Annotated in this window: 16 protein-coding genes; all 16 read right to left on the reverse strand. The window is 40.9% G+C overall.

The features are described from left to right. Positions 1 to 125: 125 nt before the first annotated feature. The 16 genes from RGU12_RS20810 to RGU12_RS20885 all read right to left on the reverse strand — a co-directional run bounded on the left by RGU12_RS20810 (position 126) and on the right by RGU12_RS20885 (position 23,177). Positions 126 to 5,054 carry an Ig-like domain-containing protein gene (locus RGU12_RS20810; protein WP_309538306.1) on the reverse strand — a complete coding sequence of 1,643 codons (4,929 nt, stop codon included), beginning with the start codon at positions 5,052 to 5,054 and terminating at the stop codon, positions 126 to 128. Positions 5,055 to 5,059: 5 nt separating this feature from the next. Beyond that, positions 5,060 to 5,629, reverse strand: a complete 570-nt coding sequence (locus tag RGU12_RS20815) for a hypothetical protein (RefSeq protein ID WP_309537758.1) — start codon at positions 5,627 to 5,629, stop codon at positions 5,060 to 5,062. Positions 5,630 to 5,645: 16 nt separating this feature from the next. Further along, positions 5,646 to 7,592: a protein kinase domain-containing protein gene (locus RGU12_RS20820; RefSeq protein ID WP_309537759.1), complete on the reverse strand. Its 1,947-nt coding sequence runs from the start codon at positions 7,590 to 7,592 to the stop codon at positions 5,646 to 5,648. Positions 7,593 to 7,709: 117 nt separating this feature from the next. After that, complete coding sequence (locus RGU12_RS20825) at positions 7,710 to 8,477, reverse strand: PP2C family protein-serine/threonine phosphatase (RefSeq protein WP_309537760.1); 768 nt, start codon at positions 8,475 to 8,477, stop codon at positions 7,710 to 7,712. 17 nt (positions 8,478 to 8,494) lie between these two features. Beyond that, a complete protein-coding gene (locus tag RGU12_RS20830; RefSeq protein ID WP_309537761.1) occupies positions 8,495 to 9,751 on the reverse strand; it encodes a DUF6382 and FHA domain-containing protein in 1,257 nt (418 codons plus the stop codon). Between the two features lie 66 nt (positions 9,752 to 9,817). Further along, entirely contained in the window at positions 9,818 to 10,120 is a 303-nt protein-coding gene (locus RGU12_RS20835; RefSeq protein ID WP_309537762.1) for a pore-forming ESAT-6 family protein, read from the reverse strand. Positions 10,121 to 10,160: 40 nt separating this feature from the next. After that, positions 10,161 to 10,463 carry a WXG100 family type VII secretion target gene (locus RGU12_RS20840; protein WP_116353249.1) on the reverse strand — a complete coding sequence of 101 codons (303 nt, stop codon included), beginning with the start codon at positions 10,461 to 10,463 and terminating at the stop codon, positions 10,161 to 10,163. A gap of 371 nt (positions 10,464 to 10,834) precedes the next feature. Then, positions 10,835 to 11,026 (reverse strand): hypothetical protein, encoded by a 192-nt coding sequence (locus RGU12_RS20845; RefSeq protein ID WP_136379701.1) that lies wholly within the window; start codon positions 11,024 to 11,026, stop codon positions 10,835 to 10,837. Positions 11,027 to 11,050: 24 nt separating this feature from the next. Then, a complete protein-coding gene (locus RGU12_RS20850) occupies positions 11,051 to 12,475 on the reverse strand; it encodes an Mbeg1-like protein (protein ID WP_309537763.1) in 1,425 nt (474 codons plus the stop codon). A gap of 4 nt (positions 12,476 to 12,479) precedes the next feature. Further along, positions 12,480 to 13,172 carry a hypothetical protein gene (locus RGU12_RS20855; RefSeq protein ID WP_309537764.1) on the reverse strand — a complete coding sequence of 231 codons (693 nt, stop codon included), beginning with the start codon at positions 13,170 to 13,172 and terminating at the stop codon, positions 12,480 to 12,482. Between the two features lie 471 nt (positions 13,173 to 13,643). Continuing rightward, positions 13,644 to 13,895, reverse strand: a complete 252-nt coding sequence (locus RGU12_RS20860; protein WP_116353253.1) for a methyltransferase — start codon at positions 13,893 to 13,895, stop codon at positions 13,644 to 13,646. Continuing rightward, positions 13,888 to 18,498: a type VII secretion protein EssC gene (gene essC, locus RGU12_RS20865; protein WP_309537765.1), complete on the reverse strand. Its 4,611-nt coding sequence runs from the start codon at positions 18,496 to 18,498 to the stop codon at positions 13,888 to 13,890. The genes RGU12_RS20860 and essC overlap by 8 nt, the downstream gene beginning before the upstream one ends. Before the next feature lie 193 nt (positions 18,499 to 18,691). Beyond that, positions 18,692 to 19,483 carry a hypothetical protein gene (locus tag RGU12_RS20870; protein ID WP_309537766.1) on the reverse strand — a complete coding sequence of 264 codons (792 nt, stop codon included), beginning with the start codon at positions 19,481 to 19,483 and terminating at the stop codon, positions 18,692 to 18,694. Positions 19,484 to 20,058: 575 nt separating this feature from the next. Further along, positions 20,059 to 20,409 (reverse strand): kinetochore Spc7 family protein, encoded by a 351-nt coding sequence (locus RGU12_RS20875; RefSeq protein ID WP_309537767.1) that lies wholly within the window; start codon positions 20,407 to 20,409, stop codon positions 20,059 to 20,061. Positions 20,410 to 21,068: 659 nt separating this feature from the next. Then, positions 21,069 to 22,049 carry a LacI family DNA-binding transcriptional regulator gene (locus RGU12_RS20880; RefSeq protein ID WP_309537768.1) on the reverse strand — a complete coding sequence of 327 codons (981 nt, stop codon included), beginning with the start codon at positions 22,047 to 22,049 and terminating at the stop codon, positions 21,069 to 21,071. Between the two features lie 93 nt (positions 22,050 to 22,142). Then, the gene (locus RGU12_RS20885; RefSeq protein WP_309537769.1) at positions 22,143 to 23,177 is read right to left on the reverse strand and encodes an aldose epimerase family protein; all 1,035 of its coding nucleotides are present in this window, start codon (positions 23,175 to 23,177) and stop codon (positions 22,143 to 22,145) included. Between the last annotated feature and the right edge of the window lie 12 nt (positions 23,178 to 23,189).

The following is a 23,189-nucleotide window of genomic DNA, read 5'->3' on the forward strand; positions in this document are numbered from 1 at the left end:
TCTACCAAACTATTTTTTCAAAAACAGGCATCCGCCAAACAGCGAATGCCTGATGCCCATAAGATGTGAGTCACAAAGACGTTGCCACAAGACGTGGCGCTAGTCTTTAATCTTATGCTTCAAAATTACATATCCTTCGCATCTTTTCTGCGGATGATACTGCGACGAAGTGCGACAGCACCTGCTGCTGCAGCACCGACAAGTCCGACCATTGTGCCCGCAAATAACGTTTTATTCTCGTAAAACTTAACGAGTACGCTTTTTTCAACGATTTCAAATTCAACTGCTTCGTTATTCTCGTTCCCCGCTTCATCAAAGGCCAACACTTCAACCTTATATTTGTTGATATCAGAAAGTGTAACAGTAACCACTTTCGTACCGTTTACCTCTTTTACATCACCATTGAAGAGCTCTCCATTGATCATCACAGACTTAAGTGTATCACTTGGATTATCAAGGCTGATGGATAGAGTCACTGGGTCACGATATGTTTCGTTTTTCTTCACACCCTCGAAATTCACTTTCGGCGGTGTTTTATCAATAATAAACTCCACACTAAGCTGTTGAATATTGCCTGCTTTATCCTTCACCTCGAAGAAGAGCACGTGCTTCCCTTCTTCCTCAATTGGGTCGCCTAAGTTATAAGGCTGACCATTCAAGGTTTGTGAAATGATATCATACGCATTGAGATCCTCAATCAATAGCTCTGGAAGCAAGCTTTCCTTGAAATACTTATCTGAAATAGCTTCCTTAAACTTGATGACTGGAGCTGTTTTATCAATTGTAAATACGATTGTTCGGGATGATACATTGTTTGCTAAGTCATAAATCTCTGCTTTTAAAATGTAATCACCCTCATCACTTAATTGCAACCCGTTTACAAATGGGCGGCCATTTAAGGTGACTCTGGTACGACTTGTGTCTAGATAACGATCTGAATAAGTAACAGTCGGCATTTGATTCTTATTGAAGAATCCATCGATTACCCCAGTAATATTCAGCGTTGGCTTAGTCGTATCAAGGATAAAGCTAATATTAATCGTTGATTCGTTTCCTGCCTTATCTCGTGCAAGAACACTGAATTTGTACGTCATTTCAAGTGAAGCCGTTGGAATTCGACCTGTCACATTTGAACCATTCATCGTTACGGAAACAATGGTGTCGTCAGCTTGGTCAAGCGCAAATTCAGGTGTGAATACTTCATTAATATATTCGCCATCCTTAATCACACGGCTTTGACCTTTAAACTTCGGTGTGATGACCGGTGCCGTTTTATCGATTGTAAAAGCAATCTTGTTGCTGAACTGGTTGCCCGCTTTGTCAATCGCTTCAACGTTGATGACATAGTCGCCTTCCTGGCTAAAATTATGGCTGAGTCGTGCTGTCTGATTCGCCACTGCAAATCCACCCGCATTGTAGCCTCGACCATTTCGTGTCACGGTAATACGATTCACATCAAGGTTCACATCACGAATGGTTACACTAACTGGCTTATCGACATTATAATGTGCTGCATTTTCAACACCGGTAATTTCGATTGTCGGCTTTGTTGTATCAATTGTAAATGTCTTGTTCGCAGCAATTGGACCGTTACCAGCTTTATCTTCTGCGCTAATCGCGACCGTGTACAAGCCATCATCCTTAAAATTATAGCCTAGGCTTGAAAGCTTGTTGTTGTTTTGCCATGTTCCGATGTTAAATACCTTGCCATCCTTTGTTACAGATAGCACAACATAGTTAGTACCGAAATTCAATTCATCAACTGAAACGGTTACCCGCTTGGCGGTTGGGTTGAATGACTGATGATCAACCCCGTCAATTTTCACAACCGGATTGGTTTTGTCAATAATGAACGCAATTTCGTCATGTGTTGTTTTGTTGCCTGATTTATCAGTTGCATTGAAGTATAGGACATAGCTGCCTTCTTCTTTGAAAGTATGAGTTAAACTTGCTTTTGTTCTAGACTGTGCTGGTGTACCAACATTATAAGCCTTGCCGTTCTTTGTCACTCGTATTGAAGTTTGGTCGATGTTTGCATCATTTACTTCAAATGAAACTTGTTTATTCACATTGTAATTCGTCATATGCTCGACGCCTGTGATTTTAAGAGCAGGAGAGGCTTTATCAATTGTGAAATGTTTTGAAATTGGGACTGCCTCATTTTTCGCTGCATCCTTAGCTGTTACAGCTATTACATAGTCTCCGTCTTCATCAAAAAGATGACTAAGTTTGGATGTAGTTCCATGCTCATCCCATGTTCCAACATCAAATGGTTTCCCGTTTTTTGTTACGTTTATCGTTACGTCACTATTTAAATAGTTTTTTTCATCAACTTGAATTTCTACCCATTGTTCTTTTGCATTAAATTCTTTAAAGTCTTTACTAACATTAATTTTGATAACTGGTGGTGTTTCATCAACCGTGAAGCTCAACGTTTCAGTGTTACCAACATTACCGGCATAATCAACTGCACTAACTGATACATGGTATGTTCCATCTTCATTAAAGGTATATTTTAGTTTGGATATTTTACCGTTATTCTTCCAAGTACCAACGTTATAAGGTTTACCGTCTTTTGTAACTTCGATTTTAACTTTATTATTTTCGTAGTGCTTTTCATCTACAGTGATTGTTAATTCTTCGCCTCTTTTGACGAAAGCATTATTTTTAATTCCATCTTCATCGCCAGAGACAGTCACCACAGGTGCTACTCTATCAATTGTAAATGTTAACGTTTCACTTGTATTAGCTTTATGGCCATCAGCAGCATATACAGTTACTTTGTATTCTCCATCCTCTTGAAAGGTTAGCTCTTGCTTTTTACCTTTAATCCACCACCACTCATATAAGTTCTTCCAGCCTTCTGGACCCTTAACGTCGATAATAGTTTGACCGTCACGAGTAACTGTTAATCTAAGTGATGATTCATCTAATGTATAATCTTCAACTGAAGCATTAATTTTAATTCCGTCTTTGAATTTGCCTTCCATTTCTTCTTTATTGTAGTGCTTATTGTTTTCTGCACCATTTATATTAATTTTTGGACCAACCTGGTCAATCGTAAATGTTACCTCAACCTTTTCTGCTGTATTTTTCGCTAAGTCAATCGAGTTAACTTTTAGCTTGTAAACTCCATCTTCAGCAAATGTTAACTCTTTCGTAGCCTTATTACCTTCTACTTTAAAGTCGTTTTTTGTTTCTGGATCTTTGTTGTCCTTCGTTACAGTATAAGTGGAGTTATTTAAATCAAAATTACTATCTGTAATACTAACAATTACTTTTTGTATTTTATTAAAATCTCTTTGTCCCTCTTCAGCATTTTCAAATGAAACATTAATTTCCGGAGGTTTATTGTCGATTGTAAATGTAATTAATTGAGTTTCTGTTGTATTTTCAAGGCTATCTTTAGAATTTAACGTAATAGTGTATTCACCATTCTCGGTAAATGTATGGGTAGCCTCAGCAACAGTTGTACTACCTTCAATCAATGTAAACGGAATTGTAAAACTTGATCCATCCTTTTTAACCTCAGCAGAAGTTTGCGCTAAATCTAAATGTAAGTCTTCAACTTTAATTTTTACTTTTTGTTGATCTACACTATAATATTTTTTATCCTCGACACCCTCAACTGTAAATCTCGGTGCATCCATATCTACAGTAAATGAGAATTCTTCAGATTCCGCTTTATTTCCTGCCTTATCAATAGATTCAAGTTTAACAACATATGAACCTTCATCTTCAAATTTGTAAACATTTGTAGCTTTTTTACCTGAAGAATCCAATTCTAAATTTTCAACTTCATATGTTTCACCATTTCTTTTTACTGTAAGGATAGTCTGTGACAAATCCAGATTTGTATCCTCCGCAGTTATTATTACATTTTTGGGCTTAGTTATTTCGGTTTCATCCGAGCTTATTGAAAGAGTAGGAGCCACATGGTCAACTGTGAAAAAAAGTCTTGGTAATTTATACGTTTCTCCGTTAGAACGCGAATCTGTTACCACAACATCAATATCATATTTTCCTATAGGAAATTGATGTGTTAGGGTTGCAGTTCTTTTTAATATACTAAACTTGAAACTTTCGTCGTCTAGATTATATGGCTTACCGTCCCTATTTGCTGTTAAGGTTACTGTCTTAATAGATATATTACTATCAACCTTTAACTCTAATTCTTGTGCATTAGTGAAACCGTTATTTGCTACTTCTGTAGCTTTGTCAGCCTCCTTATTAAAAACCGATAATGTTGGTATTCTTTTTTTGATAGAAAAAGTAGCGTGTGCACTGGATGCTGCATCTTTATTCCCGGTTTTATCTACTGTGGTTACGGTTAAATTGTAATCCCCTTCATCAATAAAGGAATAGTGAAAAGACGTTACATCTCCGTTATAACTTACATTTGGTGAAATTTTTTTATAATCATTATCATTTCTCGATATTAAGATTTCAACGTCGTCCAAATTTAAATTTTTCTCAGTCACATTTACCTTTAAACCTAAGCCACTCGAATGTACCCGGTCATCTACATACTCAGAACCGTCAAGGTTGGTTATTTCTACAATAGGGGCTGTAGTATCTTTTTTAATCGAAAAATCCCTCTCATAATACGGCAAACCCCAAGAATTTCCATCGATAGTTTTTATTGTAAGTTTTAATTCTCCGTCAGGTGTTGCATCATTTACAGGAATCGTTACTGAATATAGACCAGTTCCCACTGCTCCAGGTAATTCATCAATATTAAATGCAACTTCTTTTATTTCCGAACCATTCCTAATCGATATCTCGAAAGGCACGTCTGAAGTATTTGTACCTTCTTGAACATTTTCGCTTAAATCTACTTCAAATGTTATCTTGTTTCCAGGTGCAGTTGTGATCCATTCCTTGTTAAAAGCTGTCTTATTTGTTTCCCAAGTATCACCGTTAAAGGTAATCTTCATTATGGTCTCAGGTGATGAAAATGCTTTGCTGCTAAACAAAACCGCCGACAGCACCAACACAATCGCGATCGGGATCCAGAAAACCGATTTGTTTTTTCGGTAGCTTTTTGAGATCATTGCTATCACTTTACTACGCTCCTTTGTTCAATCACTTTATTTGTATGAATAATCATTACATCCACTTCAATTGCAAAATCAGATTCTTCCTCTGGTTCTATGAGGATGGCTGTTTCACCATCGCCTTCAAGGAGAATCGATGTTTCCTCGTCATCCACAAGCAATGTTGTCTCATCGTCATCATGTAAAAGTGCCGTTTCCTCTGATAAAAGCGAGGTTTCCTCCAATAGCGACGTCTCCTCTGCTGAATTGCTTTCTGCCAGCAACGCAGTGGGTGCGACTGTTGTATCTTCAAGCAAGGAGGTTGGCTCGAGCTCCTGGCTCATGAGGGCTGTGTCTTCTATCGATGCCGCAACTGGAACCTCCTTTTTTCGAAGCTTGATTTCACTTGTTGTTTTCTTCGTTTCCTGAGCTTCAAGGGAGATGCGGTCGTTTTTCTTCTTCTTCTTAAATCGATTTCCTGTAATGTCCGCCAAAACTTGAGAGATTTGTAGTTTCATATAGACGATAATGGAAATAATGAGCGTAACTAACGCACCCGCTAATCCCCCATAGAACATGATTTGATATTCCAAACGAGAGCCCCCCTCCCTAACTGATATTTAAATTCGCCATGCGTCTTGCAAGCTTTTTATAGGCTTCGTTGTCTTTAGCACCTTCAAGTGCGCCTGCCTTATCAAAGACTTCTTTCGCCTTGCTGTAATTTCGCTGTTCTTCCTGTTTGACTTGCTCAATGTCAAGCAACAGATTGCCAAGTTTTACATACGCGTTCAGGCTTTTCGGATACTCTTTAATGATTCCTTCAAATTGCTCGACTGCTTGGGAATGTTCTCCCATCTCCTGATAAATGACGCCGATATTGACCATAACCTCTTCTTTGTTCGGCACATTCAGTTCGAGCAATGTGTTGTAGTGCTCAACCGCCTGCTCGAAATCGTCACGAGCAGCAACCTGATCCCCTAAACCTATATTTACACCTCGACTATAAAAAGCCTGGGCAAGCTTTTGCTCAAATTCAATTTCGTATTTTAGCTGCAGTTGCTCGTCTGGCGCTAATTCGAGAACTCTCTGCGCTTTTTGTACGACTGTAATCGCCTTTGTATTGGCATCCGCGATTTGTCCCTTATACGAAATGTAAATATTCGCAAGTGAGTTATAGTTATCTACCTTTTTGGCGTTGTTCGGGAGGTTGTCGTTATATGACTCAAACTCTAGGAGATTCGTAGAGAACTGGTCGTAATCGATATTCATCCCGCCTAATGTCGTCGCAAGTGTAATATAATAAGACGCGTCCGGAATCTCTTTTTCATTCACCTGCTTAAAATATTTCAGAGCGACAGGGTAATCGCGTTTCCGGTCAAAATACGTCATCCCTAGTTTAAAAAGAACTTCACTGTTTTTATGAATATTCCCGTATTCGTCATTCACATAGGACTCGATCTTTGAAAGACCAGTGTCGACTTCATTTCGATTGATATACACGTCGAGCAGGTTGGTATAAGCAGATGCACGTCCCTTGTCAACCTTGATTGCTTTTTCTAGCAACTTAATTGCTTCGGTATCATTACCCTCAATTAACGCAATGCTAGATTCATTGACAAGCCCCATGTAATCTTGGAATTGTACATTTTTCATACCTTGATAGCCCAATACAGATGTCGTTGAAAAACCAAGACACAAGACTGCTGGAATTAAAAAGAGATAGAGTCGCTTCATCATTTTTTTCCGGTAGCCTGCAGTAAGCTTGTTGATGTTTTCGAGATCATAAAGAAGCTCTTCACATGTTTGGTAACGATTCTCTGGTTCAGCTTGAGTGCATTTTAAAATGATATGCTCGAGCCCTTCCGGTAAAGTTGGATCCCATTGACGGATTGGTCGTACCTCATACGGCGGATCTGCAAGACTTTTACCGGTGATAAGCTGGTAAAGCGTTAATCCTAAGCTATAAATATCGGTTCGGGCATCGGTGCGTTTTCCAGAAAGTTGTTCGGGTGCGGCATAGGTTTTCGTCCCGAGATTTGTCGTATCTGTCAGGCTTTCATCCTTAAATTCCCGCGCAATCCCGAAGTCAATTAGCTTGATCTTTCCTTCCGGTGTAAGCATGATGTTATCCGGCTTCATATCGCGGTAAATAATCGGATGAGGCTTTCTCGTATGTAAATAGTGAAGCACCTCAGCAAGCTGCTTCGCCCAATTAATTACGAGCTTTGCGGATATCACTTTTTCCCGCTTCAGCTTTTGCTTGAGCGACTCACCTTCGACATAGTCCATCACGACATAAATGTCGCCCTCCGATTCGATGATGTCGTAAATCTTCGGAAGCGCCCCGTGATCGAGTTTTTTAAGCATATTCGCCTCAACAACTAAGCTATTAATGAGAAGCTCGTTATTACTATTGTCGCGTTTGCGGATATCCTTGACGACGAGAGACTTGTTAAGCCGGTTGTCCATCGCCAAATAGACAATACTCATCCCACCGCGCCCTATTTCCTTCAATATTTCGTATCTATCATCTATAAAACTTCCGATTTTAATCAACGTAATTCCTCCAAAATTGAAAAGCCCTAAGTGCCTTGTGTTACCACCACAGAGCTACTTGAGCTAGACACCGAATACTACATTCGAAGTCAAATCTTTAAGCCTTAATCTAGTCCTTCACACGACATGCGCGAGTACGATAGAGATATTGTCTACCTCTTTTCGTTCTTTTACGGCATCAACTAGTTTAATGGCCTTGTATTTTAACTGCTTTTCGTTTAAAAACGGATTCGGTCGGAGTTCTTCGAGTAGCTCCGCATCTGAAATCTTATGGTAAAAACCATCTGTACAAAGCAAGAACACGGTTCCTGGCTCGGTCTCACCGGTCAAGATGACGACCTCAAGCTCCTTCGTTGCACCCACACATTGTAAAAGTACATTTCGTCTCGGGTCTTTCAAGGCTTGTTCGGGTGTAATGTTTCCTCTCTCCACCTCACGTGCTACTAAGGTTTGGTCATTTGTCAGCCTTGTCACCTGTTCCTGAATTTGATAGGCTCGGCTGTCTCCAATATGTACAATATAGTAACGGGAATGAATAATGAGTAGCGCAGTCACTGTTGTTCCAACTTGGGTATTTGTTTCATCCCCGTACTCTAGTATTTTTTGATTTTGTTCCGTAATGCAGGCTTTGAGTGCTTCGTGGATGTCCTCATCTTGTTGGCTTGAATGCAGCAGGTCTGGTAGCTCTTGCTCAAACCAATCGGATAGACCACGAACGACTGTTGCACTCGCGAGTTCTCCATGAGCGAGCCCGCCCATTCCGTCGCAAACAACGAACATCCCGACATACCCATTCGGAGTTTTTGCCGTCTTCACGAGCAAGGCATCTTGGTTTGTCTTTTTCTTAATTCCAACATCAGTGTGGTATGCATGTATGAACGCCACTTTTTTCACCTCAATCTTTAAAAGAGCCTAAATTCAAATTCCTCGTTTGCTAGCTTGATTTTATCCTCATGCTTGATTTTCACTTTGTTCTTCGGTACAAGCTTAACGCCATTTACATAACTTCCGTTTCGCGATTCCTTGTCAACGATAAAGTATTCTCCGTTTTCGGTAATCAACTCCGCGTGCACGCGCCCAACCACTTTATTTTTTGATGTGTAATCAGTTTGTTGTGGGTCACGTCCGATTTTAAACACTTTCCTCGACACCATGATTTTTTCTTGAGTGGCTGTAAGTAGGTATGGGCTCTGCTGGTGGAAGCTTGTGCCAACACCAAGTGCCGTTGTTCCTTCTTCCTCTTCCGGTTCCTTGTAGGCAGTGAGGACGGTTGTACCCTCTTCCTCCTCTGGCTCATCTGTGTCAAAAGAAATCGGGCTACCGACATTCGGCTTAATATTAATGGAGGTTCCACCGGCTAATACGGAATTTCCTTCACCAAGCTCGGTACGAGTGATTCGCTTGTACTGAACCTCTTCCTCAATCTCAAGCTTTTGACTTTTCTTTTTATCAGACCTTTTACTACTGTATTCGGAAGTGAGGACGCCATTTTCTTCAGACGCCTTACTTTCACTACCAGGGCTATAGTAATTTGGAGTCCTAGGTTCCTCATCCTGGATCGGCAGTTTCTTAAAACTTTGAGGTGAAGCCGGCTTGTTCACCAACAGCTCATGCAGCTTTTGTTGTAGCGCATATAGATTGATTTCCTCTGATGTCGCAAAATAATTATGTAATCGTACAAAAAAAGTGAGGTCATCATTTTCATCATAGGAGTGGGAGTGTAAGAAGCTGGTGAAGAATTCCCGGATTGATACCTTTTCAAAAATATTATTTTTAATTGGCATGTACAGTAGAATTAATCTGTTTGAAAAATTATCAATGAAGATGTAGTTCTCATCAAAAACAAAGTTGTTCACATTCAACCCAAGTCGCTCGGCCTCGATCAATGATTCGATAATGTTGGTAAAAAATGAGTAGAGCTGTTCCTTGGTGAGTTGGTCCGTTGAGCTTTGTGCAAGCGTTACTTCAGACACCAAGTCATAGCGAAAGTACGCCTCATCGCCCTTGTTAATCACAACACACGGCAAAAGCCCTGGAACCTTATTGTTTTTTAGCTTATCAGCTTCTGTAAAATCAACACGGAGCTCAGATGGCACCTTGTAAAAGATGAATTTCGAAACACCGTAGTTTTCAATATGTAAATCAACATGTTTGATCATTTCTTGCACTCCCATACTTTAAAGATGAGGAGGACAACCGGCGAGGCCAATTGCCCTCCTCATGGATTATTTAAATGCGCTAGCGTTATTGTTAATTGCTGTTTCAGCTGCGTTATAGTTTGTAACTGTGTTGTCTAGGAATTTTGCGTAGCTATCAATGACTTGGCGATACTCCTCGAAGCGTGGAGCCAATGCATTGAAGTTTCCGCGAATTGTATTAGAAGCATCAGAGTTCCATGTAGCGGCTAAGCCGTTCATTTCCTTCTTGATATCTTCTAATGCAGTCGAAAGCTGTTGGTTTAGGTTACGGATTTGGCCAGCGGTTTTACTTACCTCGCCAAGGGAAATCTTGATTCCATCAATTGCCATGGTGGCACCTCCTTTGTTAATAGATTAGTAGGTATCGAGATTAGTTTGTTAAGCGACGTGCTTGGTTTACTACCTCGTTTTGTGTTTCACGGTATGTTTTTGCGCTAAGCTTTAAGAATTCAGAGTATTGTCTCATCAAGTTCGTCATTTTTTGGAAGTCATCCATGAAGCCCTTGATTTGAGAAACATATGCCATATTATCAGTACCTTGCCATGCTGCACCCATGCCTTCAACCTCTGTATAAAGAGCCTTGTAAAGTCTCTCATAGTCAGCAGATTGTTGGTCAATGCGAGTAGCTGAAGTCTCTAGTTTCGCTGGATCAACTGTAATTGAACGTGCCATTGTGTTTTCACCTCCTTTAAATTGGAATATGTATGAGTTAACTCGGCTGGGACCGAGAGAACTTTGGATTCGTGTTGGTGCACGGGTTTTGGGTCCGTGCTTGGGTCTAGCGGTATACCGGTTTTGCGTTTCTTGCTTGGTGGTATTCCGCTGGGACTGGTTGCGGTATATCGCACCTGCGATTCCGGACATCTGATATACCGATTACTGGGTTTGCGGTATACCACGCCTGAGATTCTAAACCCACGATATACCGATAACTGGGTTTGCGGTATACCATTCTGTTTAAATCAGCCCTTTGATAGACCGCTAACCTGCTTTCGATTCGTTTTTTTATTTTTTCTAGTTTCTTAGTCTGGAAGCTTCAAAACTTAAATCCTTCTCAGGTTATAGCCGACCCTTCGGTATTTGTCAGCTGCACTCTGAAGGCTGGACGCACTTTTGGTTGAGCCTATCCCCTTGAATTCTCGATTTAGACCATTCGAGATTTCATCGAGTTCACGAGAGATCGCATTGATTTCAGAAATAATACTATTAATCTTCCGTCGCACATGAGGCTTCATTGAGGTACCTCCTTTACATTTCTCCTATCGAATAATCCTTGCCTTCCCGACTAGCTTGGTTTCGCTCGACTCGAGCAATCGTGCTGCGGTATTCAGGTAATTAATGTTTTGGTTAAGCCTGTAGGTGAACGATGTTAAAATGTCCGCACTCAGCACATGACGCATATCTAAAAGGTCAACCTCCCAATAGAGGGAGTCAATTTGGTCATTTAGTGCACTTACGCGTCGTTTAATCCTTTCAAGCCTTTGCGCATAGTAGTAAAGCCTGTCGAGGTTAACTCTTAAATAGGGTTCAACCGGGAAGTAGCCTCCTAGTTTTTTTATGATATTGATCACAAACGAAGTTACATCTTTTACTAAATTATCAAAGTAGTCGCCAACCGCTTTTATCAAGTCCATTCCGGCTTTGATTGTCTTTTTTACATAAGTAATAATTTGTTCTTTGATATAGTTTGCGGCCTTTTCAATTCCTTTTTGGATTGAATGGATCACTTTCATTGTTGCTTCCGCCATTGCCTTACCAATATGATAGGCGAGCTTGAATTTATCGACCAACTCAGTTAGCTTCAGCATGATTACGTTGGAAGTGGCCCTTGGGAGTGAGGTTCCCTCTCGGAAATTTTTATAATTGCCATTCTCATCAAATTCAGCACTGGTTTCATAGTGTGGATAAAAGAAATCTTTATCCTCACCAAGCATGTATTCGGATGGATCCTTTTTAATTTCTACAATTTTATCAACGTAGGGGGCAACTCCCGTCTGCGATACTACATCACCCTCATATACAACGAAGGTATATCGATCCCCCCTCAACGCTTTTTTCTGTTCATCCGTTAAATTGTTCCAATAAATAGGTGCACCGTTTAACACATAAGCAACGACTTTGTCACCGAGATTATTGACATACACATATGTAGCTAAGTTCCCACCTTTGGAGTGTCCCAGCAATAAGACTTGCCCATCTAAACCGGTAGTGAGTTTTTGATAAAATGCATCTGCCTCACGCTGTTGTTGTATTTCATATCCAATACCCGCTTTAATATTTGATTTCCAATCCGTATCGAAGTGGACAGGGTCTTTCATATCTTCACTTCCGCGAAATACCGCTGTTGCATTTCCTTCACTATCTTTAAATCCATACCCTACAAAGCCTGATTCAGATTTCGTTTTCGAATTCACATCAGAATTATTGTAGTTTGTTGGATTATGGTTCTGATATTGGACTAACTCAATATTGTGCAAAGGTGAATCAGGGTTATTTTTTAAAAATGTATCAATATTCGTAAACCGTTCTTTTTGAACCTCTCTTTGCTCCAGGTCTACCTCTGAAAGAAAGTCCCCGATTGTTATGGGGGCTTGATCGCTCACCCATATATCTGTCGGTAAATCAATATAAGATAGTTGAAGTAAGATATTTTTCTCTTCCTCGGTTAAATTTGTAAGAGACATTCAATCACTCCCCAAATGCCTGATAACTCTCTTCCACAACTTGTGGATTGACAGTATCTAAGCGGTGATGAACATTGATTCCTCCGTATACTTTCATATCTAGATTAGTCCATGGAGTATTGTTCACATAGGAGGTCCTAATATAATCTGAAATATCCTCTGACTTATCTACAAAACCAACTGACACCACATACTGTGAAGTTCCTAAGCCTTTTAGAAGTTCATAAAGCTGATAAATCCCTTCACTATATTGATTAACATCGGGTTCGCCTTCTGTCTTTATGCCTACAGTCAATGACACTTTGGCATCTGGATCATTTTTTAAAAAGTCTTGGATACTCATATCCTTCAAAGAAGCGTCCTCAAAGTTTGCTGAATAAGGTTCTACTGAAACCTTATATTCGCTATCTGCAGGGAGGTGTTTTTCAATGTCTTCAGCTAAATCCTGCTTTAGCTCTTTACCCCAATTAGCAGCTATATAGTTATCCCAATATACATCGTCTTCATCCGTCTTTTCTCGACCTATAAACACGGTTTGGTTATCCCCTTTTGGGTACAAAATGAAACGATCCTTTCCGTACATATTGGCGAAGATTTCACTACCTTCTTTTTTGGATTCAAGTTCAAATTCTTCCTTATACTTTTCTTCTAAATGCTTAACGATTTTCTCTTCCGTACTTGCACTACTTGAACTCATACACCCTGTTCCTCCTATTATGAGAATGAATAGAAGAAGGAATAAGACTACCCTCTTTTGTAACCTCATTTGGCACCTTCCTAACTTTATAAATGACTTTGATTGATATAAAAAGTGTCTATTGCCACTTGGTTGTTGCGATATGGTTTGGCGGGACGCTTTTGGGATGTGTTCCCTGCCCCCCTTTTTCCGGATATCGGACATTACCGGAATTTCCACTCTTGCCTAATCGATCCGGTCCCAGCCCTAAGCCAATCCCTTAAACAGAGAAATATAAGATCGATAGAAACTTAACATCCGGAAATGAGATTTGTTCCTTTTAAATTTATGTTTAATAACTGAGATCTATCTGACATTATTCTCTATCACCGACAGCATTTCCCGGGAAACGACAGCATGTATTGGTTAGTGACAAGAAATTTAAACAGCTTCAAAAATTTACTAAACCATAGGAATTATGCTTTGTACTACCTACACCAGCATCAATTTCTTTCCATTTAAAAATCCTAATTCTTCCACGGTTTGGTTGATGTCAAAGATCGTGCCGGTTTCGCGGTCACAGACGACTGTTGTGTCAGTAGCAACGAAGTAGCCACCCGAGAGCTCTGTCATGGTGTTTGCGAGTAAAAATGTGACTTCATAGAGCTTGCTTTGGGCCGGGATGAAGACGTCATAGGATTCGCCAGAGGCTGGAATAAACACCTCGACCAGCACTTTATCCATGGTAAACCGCCTCCTCTTCACGAACTGCCGAACCCGTCAAAAGTTTGACTAACTTTGGTTTTCCTTTTGTTAGCACATATCCGAAGTCCTCTGGAATTTCTTGATACATGCTGTTTGTGACTTTTGATACTTTCATTAAATACTGATCGGTAATGCCGTTTCCAACCCAAATTCCATCACTTAACGAAACCTGCTTTTTAAACCAAGGCTCAAATGCGAATGAGTTCAAGGAATCAGCGCGGTCGGAGATGACCATAAATACATTGAGGCCATCAATTCGTTCTAAAAATACCTTCAGCTTATCCTGAGCATCCTCTGATAACAGCATCATCATGTCGTTGAATGAATGGATGATACAGTAAATCGGTTCGAATTCTGGTGGTGTTGTGCCTTCTTCAATCGCATCCTTCGTTGTGTTGTTGCGGAACACCAATGTGTTAAACAGGTAAACGATGGTCTCTTCAAGGTCGGCTGCATTTGATACATGCTTCCCTCCGACTCGGATGAGCTCCTCATTCGGGTCAAGCACCACGACTTCATTTTTCTCATTGGCATGAATGATTTCAGAAATTCCCAGCATCACGCCTGTGCATGCCTCACTACTGCTAGCCAACACAAGATTCACACAGTTTTGACCGAAATCGAAATAGGTAACGGCAAGTGAATCTTTTTCCACCCCAACAGGTAGTTTATGAGACTTGTTGTAACGAATTTCATCATGCAGATACTCGATATCGACTTTTTCCGGTAAGACTGGAATCCGCTTCGCAGCACTCTTGCCCCAACTGTCGCGCAAACGATGGCAGTAATCGGTGATGTATTGGTACATGTCCTCGACACCCTCAGTAATCAGGGCAACCTGGAACTCATACACACCATCAGCCTTGAAAATGCCTCGACCCTTGTGCTTCGATGGGAAGACGCCATCAACATTTCCGAGAACCGCTGAATATTCAGATGTATCATTAAGCTGGAGTACATACAGTTGCTTGAAGTTTTGCATCAAGCGGTAGCGAATTGCACCCGTATGGGCGGCTGTGACGATAAAATAAATCCCGTACTTTGTCCCTTCACGAGTGAGGTACGAAATCGTTTCTTCGTACGCCTCATACATTTCAGAAAACGCTGCGTAGTTGTGAATCACAATCACAATCGATGGCAGGCCATCATTTGATAAACGGTTATATGTCTGCAAGTCACCGCCGTAATTAGACAACTGCTTTTTCCGTCTCTCAATCTCGCTATTCATCATTTTAAAGAGATTATCAATCTTCTCACTATCATGGGATAAAAGAACATCCCCAACATGTGGCGCTTCGCGGAACCAACTTAACGTCTCCGAGCTAAAGTCTAGTAAATATGCGTTTAACTCATCAGGCGTATGAGATTCCATGAGAGAGTACATGATGGACGCAACAAAGGTAGTCTTTCCGCTTCCCGCTACCCCATAGATGATAGTATTGCCATCCTGCGTAATTGGTAGTCTCATCACATTTTGGCGCTGGTTCGCCGGATCGTCATACTCCCCAATCACAGGGTTCAATTCAAAGCGATTCGTTATTGCTTCAGGATATTTTTCTACTAATTGATCTAAATAAATCTTCGCAGGTATTGGATCCAGCCATAGCTGCTTGACCGAGATATTTTCCTGTTTTGCTAGACTCTCTAAGTACTTGGTTACTTCATCAATTTGTTTTGGTGGATTCTTCACCATCGTTCTACGATCGATCTTCGCACTCTTGATGACGCGGCCTAAGTGGTCAATGACGCTTATGCTTTCATCCACGTGTTTTTCCACTTTTTCAGCTGGATAATACGGTGCCCCTGCCCATGCGGATTGACCAAGCTCAAACAATTCGTTATAGCCAACCTGCAGGTAAAAACGGCCGGTTTGTGAAAGCTCGGCAGCATCTGGTCGCTTGATGACCTCCATACTATCTGCTTTTTCCTGTACCTTCAGACTGATTCTAAATTTCGAGTTACTCCAAATTTGGTCGTCCACCACACCGGACGGCTTCTGTGTAGCTAAAATCAGATGGACACCTAAGCTTCGTCCGATACGAGCCGCACTCACCAGCTGCTCCATGAACTCTGGCTGTTGCGTTTTAAGCTCGGCGAACTCGTCTGAAATCATAAACAAATGCTGGAGTGGCTCTGAAACTTGCCCCTCACGATACAGCTTTTGGTATTTATAAATATCAATATTACTCACATTCATCCGTCGACTCGTCTCACTAAAAATCGACTGACGACGCTTTAGCTCACTTTGAATCGAAATCAATGAGCGTTTCACCGCTGCCCCATCAAGGTTCGTAATCGTTCCAGCGAGATGCGGTAGATTTAAAAAGGCATTCGCCATTCCGCCACCCTTGTAGTCGATTAATATAAACGCAACCTCATCCGGGTGATAGTTTACCGCAAGTGACAAAATAAACGTCATGATGAACTCAGATTTACCAGACCCTGTCATACCAGCAATCAGCCCGTGTGGACCATGGTATTTTTCATGAAGGTCTAACTTGAACAGCTCACCCATCGTGTCTACCCCAATCGGTGTTTCAATTGAGAGCACTGGGTTGTTTTCCTTCCAGCGAGTCAGTGCGTTCAAATGCTCAATTTTACTGACCCCGAACATTTCAAGGAAGGTGACCATATCTGGTAGTGTGTATGCTTCAACAGAGGATGCAAGCTGGATATTTGCTAAGCGAATCGCAACCTCCTCGGCATCATCACGCTCGTAAAACTCAGCATCAAACGCAGTATATGACCCGGAAATATCGTCCTTGTCGTAAATCTTGGACATGTCGTCTGCAAGCTCAACAACCATCGTACATTCCTTCGGTAAATTTTTGAGCTCATCGTACAGAGTAACGAGGCTAATCCCGATGTTCTTTTTCTCCTCTAAAAGGAGGTTGAACATCTCAGCCCTTGACGCAAGCGACTTGCTCATCGAGAAAATCAAATAATGCTGGTCAAGATCCTTTAATTGCTCCTCATCCATTGCTGCGCGATTTGTGATTTCTTTTTCAAAATAAGCAGACAGCTCCTTCACCTCGGTCGCATCTGTTGCAATAAATCGAATCTGCTTCGACTCATCCCAGACATGCGGGAGCCATTTCGTAAACTTCCAGTACTCTTCCTCATCCTTATCGTAAAGGAATACAAGCTTGAGCTCGTCATAGCTATGTAAGGCTGTTAATTGAAAAATAAGTCCCTTCACAAAATCCTGCACACGACTGCGACGCCCAATTACACCACTGACATATTCCTCAACAAAGCTTAAAGTGACAGGTACCTGTTTTAAAATGTGCGGCGCTTCTACCATTTTATAAAGCTCATCCTGGAGATTGTCGTCCTCTAATGTGAATTTTTTCTCAGGGTACTTCAGTTCAGCATTTAACGGGAGATCCCCAATTCCAAGGCGAACCTTGAGAAAATCGTCTTGCCCAATCGCACGCTCCCAGAGATTTCTTTTTCGCATCGTAATCCGAGAGATGAGATTTTGCAGAGCCACATGGTTTTCATGAAGTATTTCACTTTGACGGACACATTCCTCTTCAATGACCTGTGCCATGTCCTCAATGTATTTTGAGTACTTTTCCTGGCGCTTTGCTTCATGCTTGATACGCATCTTATTTTCATGACGCTTCGTTAAAATCGGCCAAAGTACCGTTCCAATCAGCATACTGAACGACATCATCAATGTCGGCATCGCCATCATGAGGTCCCCGCCTCGTGCCATCACATTGTTTAGCGTGAAAAGCCCAATAAAGAGCGACGCCATCCCCATTGTGATCGAAGGTCCGAGCATGAACATTAACGGCGTTTCATCAATGTTTCGCTGTTGTGGCGGCGGGTCGATTCTGATTTCCGTCCTCTTAATGTCCCGCTTAAACCGTGGTGAACGATAAAACAAGTCGTCATTTATTTCTTCGGTTTCGAAATCGTCAAGCGGTTCCTCGTCCTCAATAATCGGCTTTTGCACCTCAAACGGACGAAAGGCATTGCGGTCTAAAAATACCAATTGATGTGGGTTATTTAATGAAAGTAATTTGCCATTGTAGATAATTTTTAGCCCCATGATGTAAATGACATCACCGGTTGATAGCACTTTTTCCTTTACACGTTCTCCGTTGACATACGTTCCGTTCGAGCTGTTGTTATCACGGATAATAGCATGACCCTGTGCATCGTATTGGATCACACAGTGGGAGCTGGATACGAGCTTATTTGAAAATCGGATGTGGCTGTCATTGCCACGACCAATGCGAATGCTGCTTCCCGTCACCTCGTGCTTTGTATACTCATTTCGATCACTTGTCGGTGGCTCTACATATAAAAGCGCAGAAGTGTCATTATTGCGGGAAATCGTGTACGTTTTAAATGGCTCAATTTCTTGTTTGACAAGGATCTCCTGCTTGTCATTCATCAGAAACGCGGATTTGTTGGACTTCAAAAACCATTTTCCGTCCTCCGCTTCAATCGCCATCATATCCGCCGCTTTTCCGTGCGCATCCTCAGACGTTAAAATATAACGCCCTGTCACACGCTCTGGCAGTACAAATGTAAAAGCCTTTTCCCGATCAAATAGAGTTAATATCAAAGTGAATCTCTCCCTTATAACAAATGCACAAGCGCCCTGCTCAGCCCAGACAAGCACTGACAGAAGGCGTTTTTTGCCTTCAGAGCGATTGAATTGTGACCTCGAGCCGATGCGCCTGAAGTTAGACACAAAAAACTGTTCATAAGTCTCCCAATCTGACCGAGGTTGACAGTTACAGCTAGTGACTATTAAACTACTTCTTCACCTTCGCACTTTTTTTATGTAACTTATGCCTTATCGGTTTCTTCCTTTTTATCTTTGGAATACAGAATGACTCAAACTGAAATTTACTAATGGTTAGTAATAAAAATTCCGGCCATGCTAACGCAATCGCATATTGAAGGGCTGTACAAAGAAGTAAGACAAACAGAACTTCAATCATATTTACAAAGATTATTTCTGAATCTGATAATAATTGAATGATTGCTCCAACTATCATGACGGAACCAAAAACAATCGGAATGCTTATTTCAGTTTTCGATTCTTTAAACTTGTAAAGTCCATTTCCGTCTTTTCGGAACTCTCCCCGTTTTACCCTTTTAAAAGCTCGTAATGTCGTGTATAGAGTTAGCACAAGTCCGCCAAGGAATATGACCCATCCATAGATACTCATATAACTTGGAGCCACCCTATCTTCTGCAGCAAGGAAATAAAACGGAAAAAAATCCACGGAAAACTTTAATCCAAAGATACTTAGAAAAATAGCCTGCAAACGCTGATAACGATACGCATTTTTTTCAGGTGTAAAGAATAGGGCAACAACTGCATTTAGGACCAAAAATGCAATACTTATTTTTTGAATCGTTAGCCAGATAGGATTAGTGATCGCTATACCTGCATCTAAAGCCAATGAAGTAAGAGCCGTTATTAACCCACTAAAAATGAGCGTTAGCCAGAAGAATCCAGTAATCTTATCTGGTCTGAGTCTATTTTGCGCAACTACTTTTATGTTGTAGAAATCCTCTTCTTTTGCTCCTTTTAGCATTCTGTCATCTCCTACCAAAATACTTCGTCTAAAGCCTTTTGATAGACTTCTGATAGCCCGCCTGCCATATTTCGTCTCGATGTTATGCGACTATCACTTGAGTACTAAAAACTAGATGAAACCGTTCTGAGGGACCAGAGCCTGGTAAGGCACTTGAAGTCCCATCCATCATCAGGTGTTGATTATGTAATGTTCACTCATGCTAGAATTTAAAAGGATTAAATGGGTTAAACGGATTATAAATTTTATAAAGTTCTTTAAAAGTTTTAGCCAACAAAACTTTGATAAGTTGTTTTAAAAAAACAAAACTCAACCACATTAAAAATAAGGTTACTACTAAAAGCACCCATAATCCGAAGCTCATCTCTCCTCGATGATTGTAAATAAATAAAAAACTATCGATTGTAAAATAAATAGCCACACAAAAGGATATAAACAACAAAACTGAAGGGAAAATTTTTTTTTATTTAATTTACTCATTTATATCCCTCATCAATTACGCTCGATTTTTGATAGGTTTGATAAAAGTTTCGTAACATCTAATCCCCACCAACTGTTTCGAACCTAACATCCTACTAATAATAGCGTGGATATGGTCCATTCATTTCAGCTCGTTTTCGCGCTTCCTCCTCAGCTCTCCTTCTAGCTTCCTCTGCCGCGCGAGCAGCTGCCTCTTCTTCACGTTTGATTTGGTTTGCAACCGAAATGATATCTGGTGCGACTGAATCAAGCTTCGAGGCAATCTGATTTAATTCACGATTGATTTCCGCGATTGCTTGATTGATATACTGGACCTCTGTCGCCTGCCAGGCCGAGTTGATATTTCCCTGAAACCCATTTAGAGAGCTTTTTAGATTACGAAGTTGTGAGGCATAGTTGCGAAGTTGGTTAGCTTGTGAAATGGCAGCAGAAACATTAATTCCCATAAAGATCACCTGCTTATCGTAAATAAGTTTTATATAGTGGAATGCCCTTTTAGAGGGCAAAAATTACATACTTCGTTCACATTTTTTCCAAATATATACTAAAAATTACCCGATATTTAGGTTTAGGTCAATTTATCCGAAATATTCTGATAACACGAGATTTCATACGAAAGACCTGTTTTGTCTACATTTTTCTACAAATTGCTAGCTTTGTTGGACTCGCTTACTACCTAAGGCGTACTAGTTCCCTAGTACCTTTGATGAATTCATATAACAGAAGAATGTTGATAAACCTCGACATAATATCTCGAATTCAAGCCTCTTGAAGCACTTTATTACATTTCGTAGGAAAATAGTCCTTTTATCATTAATCCTTGTAATATAAATTTAACTTGACAAGATTCGGCGGTATTTTAAACATTGGAAGCACTTTCATCTCATAAGAAAAGAAAAATCAGCCCAAAGAAAATTAGTAATAGATTTGTAAAAGAGGGTCCATTTTTTGTCATTTTAGCATTTCAAGTGTAAAAAGGTAGAAAATAACATCAGAAGAGTCATGAGAGGATTGGACTAAGGTTTCTTGGATTTTCGCGGTTCATAGGGGATATTTATACTCTTTCTTTCCTATTAAATAGGACGAGAAAAACCTAGTCGTGGGACTAGGTTTTTCGTATCACTAATTTCGTGGTGATGAATATCTTTTTCGCGATTTGTCTTCCGGCGATTCGCTCAAGGATCGTGTCGACGGCGGTTTCACCCATGACTTCGGTGTGGACCTTGACCGTTGACAGTGGTGGAAAGACATATTTGGATACACTGATGTCATTGACGCCGATGAGGCTCACACGGTTTGGCACGTCAATCTTTTCTTCATTTAGCGCGCGCAATGCACCGATGGCAATCAGGTCATTGGCAGCGAAGAAGGCTGTCGGAAGTGCGTCACCTTTTTCTTCAATTGCTTGCTTCATCAACCTGTAGCCATCAACAACCGTAAAATGACCTATATAAACATTGCTTTCATCTAATAGATTCGCTTCGTTGAGATAGGATTTGAATGTTTTTTCTCGGATTTCTTCAATTTCCGCAGAGTAATCTTTGTACTCCTCGCGACCACCTATATAACCGATGTTCGTATGTCCACTTTGAATAAAATGCTCCAACACCATTCGCGTTGCTTTTTCAAAGTCAATTACGACCGCATCGTAGACATCTTCGTCAGGGTTTGAATCGACGAACACGAGATGCTCAGCCATTTTTGATAGTTCATTGACTTGAGTGACGCTGAACTTGCCAACCGCGATAATCCCCTGAAGATCCTCCTGCTTCATGCTCTCAATGCTATTATAAAAGTTGACCACCTGGATGCCTTGCTGCTCACAGCGTTGCTCGATTCCGAGCCTGATCGACATATAATAAAGGTCATTGAGCTCCTCTTTTTCGGTGTACCAAAGGAGAATCCCAATTCGTGCAGAAGGAGACTTTTTGGAGGGACGTTTTTTATACGACAGTGCCTCTGCGATCTCAAATATTCTCTTTTTCGTGTCGTCGCTGACGGATAAGCTGGCATCATAATTGAGAACCCTTGATACCGTTGCTATCGAGACACCCGCTTTTTCCGCGATATCTTTAATTGTCGCCATGGTTCACCTTCTTTCTCAGAAAGGTTTAATTTACCTTGTAATCACGTGCATCTTTTTGCTTTTGTGGAACCAGCGGAACCGTCCCCGCGGCCCCTATTTTGCCAAAAACGTATACTTCGTTTCCCAGTGGTATTGTTCGCCCTTTTTGATTACAACGGATGGGAAGTTAGGGTGATGGATTGCGTCTGGTAATCCCTGTGTTTCTAGGCAAACGCCTAAGTATGGTCGTGCTTCGCCACCGCGCATGTTAAAGCCTTTTAGCGTGTTGCTTGTGTAAACGACGACTGCTGGTTGGTTTGTTTCTACTACTAATTTTCGACCAGATGCTTCATCGTAAAGTTGGACCACTTTTTCATCTAGTAAAAATGGATGGTCGTAGCCTTGACCAACGAGCACAATTTGCTCATCCTTTGATTTCGGACCATCTCCAATTTTTCTACCATTTTTAAAATCAAACACCGTTCCAGTGACATCTAGCAGCTTGCCAGTTGGAAGGAACTCTTCGTCCAACTCAAGAAACTTATTGCTTTTTATCGTAAGCTCATGATCAAGCACGTCATTTTTTACATCACCTGATAGATTAAAATATGCATGATTTGTGATGTTTAAAATAGTGTCCGCGTCAGGTGTCCCGTTCCCCATGATCACAAATTCATTATCGTTGTTGAGTGTGTATGCTACAGTCATTTCGACAGTTCCAGGGTAGCCCCCTTCACCGTCCTCGCTCAGATACGTAAACTCAACTCCGACTCTGTTTTCTTCATTAATAATCCGTGAATCCCAGACTACCTTGCTGAACCCTTTTACCCCACCATGGATATGATTGTTATTTTCATTTTGATCAAGGGAGTATGTTTTTCCGTTCAGATCAAATTGTCCGCCTCTAGTACGACCCGCGGTACGGCCAACAATTGCACCTTGGTAGCTAGTATCAGCAAGATACCCTTCAAGACGGTCAAATCCGAGTACGACATTTTCCAAATTTCCAGTACGGTCAGGTGCTAGAATTTCCGTGATTATGCAGCCGAAATCAATGCAAGTCACGCTAAGCCCTTGGTCATTTTTCAATGTAAAGGCTTGGACCTCTTGATTATCAAACGTTCCGTATAAATGTGTGTTAACTTCCATTTTCCTAATCTC

Source organism: Ferdinandcohnia sp. QZ13, from assembly GCF_031324165.1.
Taxonomy (GTDB): domain Bacteria; phylum Bacillota; class Bacilli; order Bacillales; family Bacillaceae_L; genus Ferdinandcohnia.

Bases quoted from the DNA above. Each gene is read 5' to 3' on its own strand.
- RGU12_RS20810 (WP_309538306.1), bottom strand. From the start codon at position 5,054: ATGATCTCAAAAAGCTACCGAAAAAACAAATCGGTTTTCTGGATCCCG.
- RGU12_RS20885 (WP_309537769.1), bottom strand. From the start codon at position 23,177: ATGGAAGTTAACACACATTTATACGGAACGTTTGATAATCAAGAGGTC.
- RGU12_RS20850 (WP_309537763.1), bottom strand. From the start codon at position 12,475: ATGTCTCTTACAAATTTAACCGAGGAAGAGAAAAATATCTTACTTCAA.
- RGU12_RS20835 (WP_309537762.1), bottom strand. From the start codon at position 10,120: ATGGCAATTGATGGAATCAAGATTTCCCTTGGCGAGGTAAGTAAAACC.
- RGU12_RS20875 (WP_309537767.1), bottom strand. From the start codon at position 20,409: ATGGGAATTAATGTTTCTGCTGCCATTTCACAAGCTAACCAACTTCGC.
- RGU12_RS20830 (WP_309537761.1), bottom strand. From the start codon at position 9,751: ATGATCAAACATGTTGATTTACATATTGAAAACTACGGTGTTTCGAAA.
- RGU12_RS20860 (WP_116353253.1), bottom strand. From the start codon at position 13,895: ATGGATAAAGTGCTGGTCGAGGTGTTTATTCCAGCCTCTGGCGAATCC.
- RGU12_RS20845 (WP_136379701.1), bottom strand. From the start codon at position 11,026: ATGAAGCCTCATGTGCGACGGAAGATTAATAGTATTATTTCTGAAATC.
- RGU12_RS20870 (WP_309537766.1), bottom strand. From the start codon at position 19,483: ATGCTAAAAGGAGCAAAAGAAGAGGATTTCTACAACATAAAAGTAGTT.
- RGU12_RS20840 (WP_116353249.1), bottom strand. From the start codon at position 10,463: ATGGCACGTTCAATTACAGTTGATCCAGCGAAACTAGAGACTTCAGCT.
- RGU12_RS20855 (WP_309537764.1), bottom strand. From the start codon at position 13,172: ATGAGTTCAAGTAGTGCAAGTACGGAAGAGAAAATCGTTAAGCATTTA.
- RGU12_RS20880 (WP_309537768.1), bottom strand. From the start codon at position 22,049: ATGGCGACAATTAAAGATATCGCGGAAAAAGCGGGTGTCTCGATAGCA.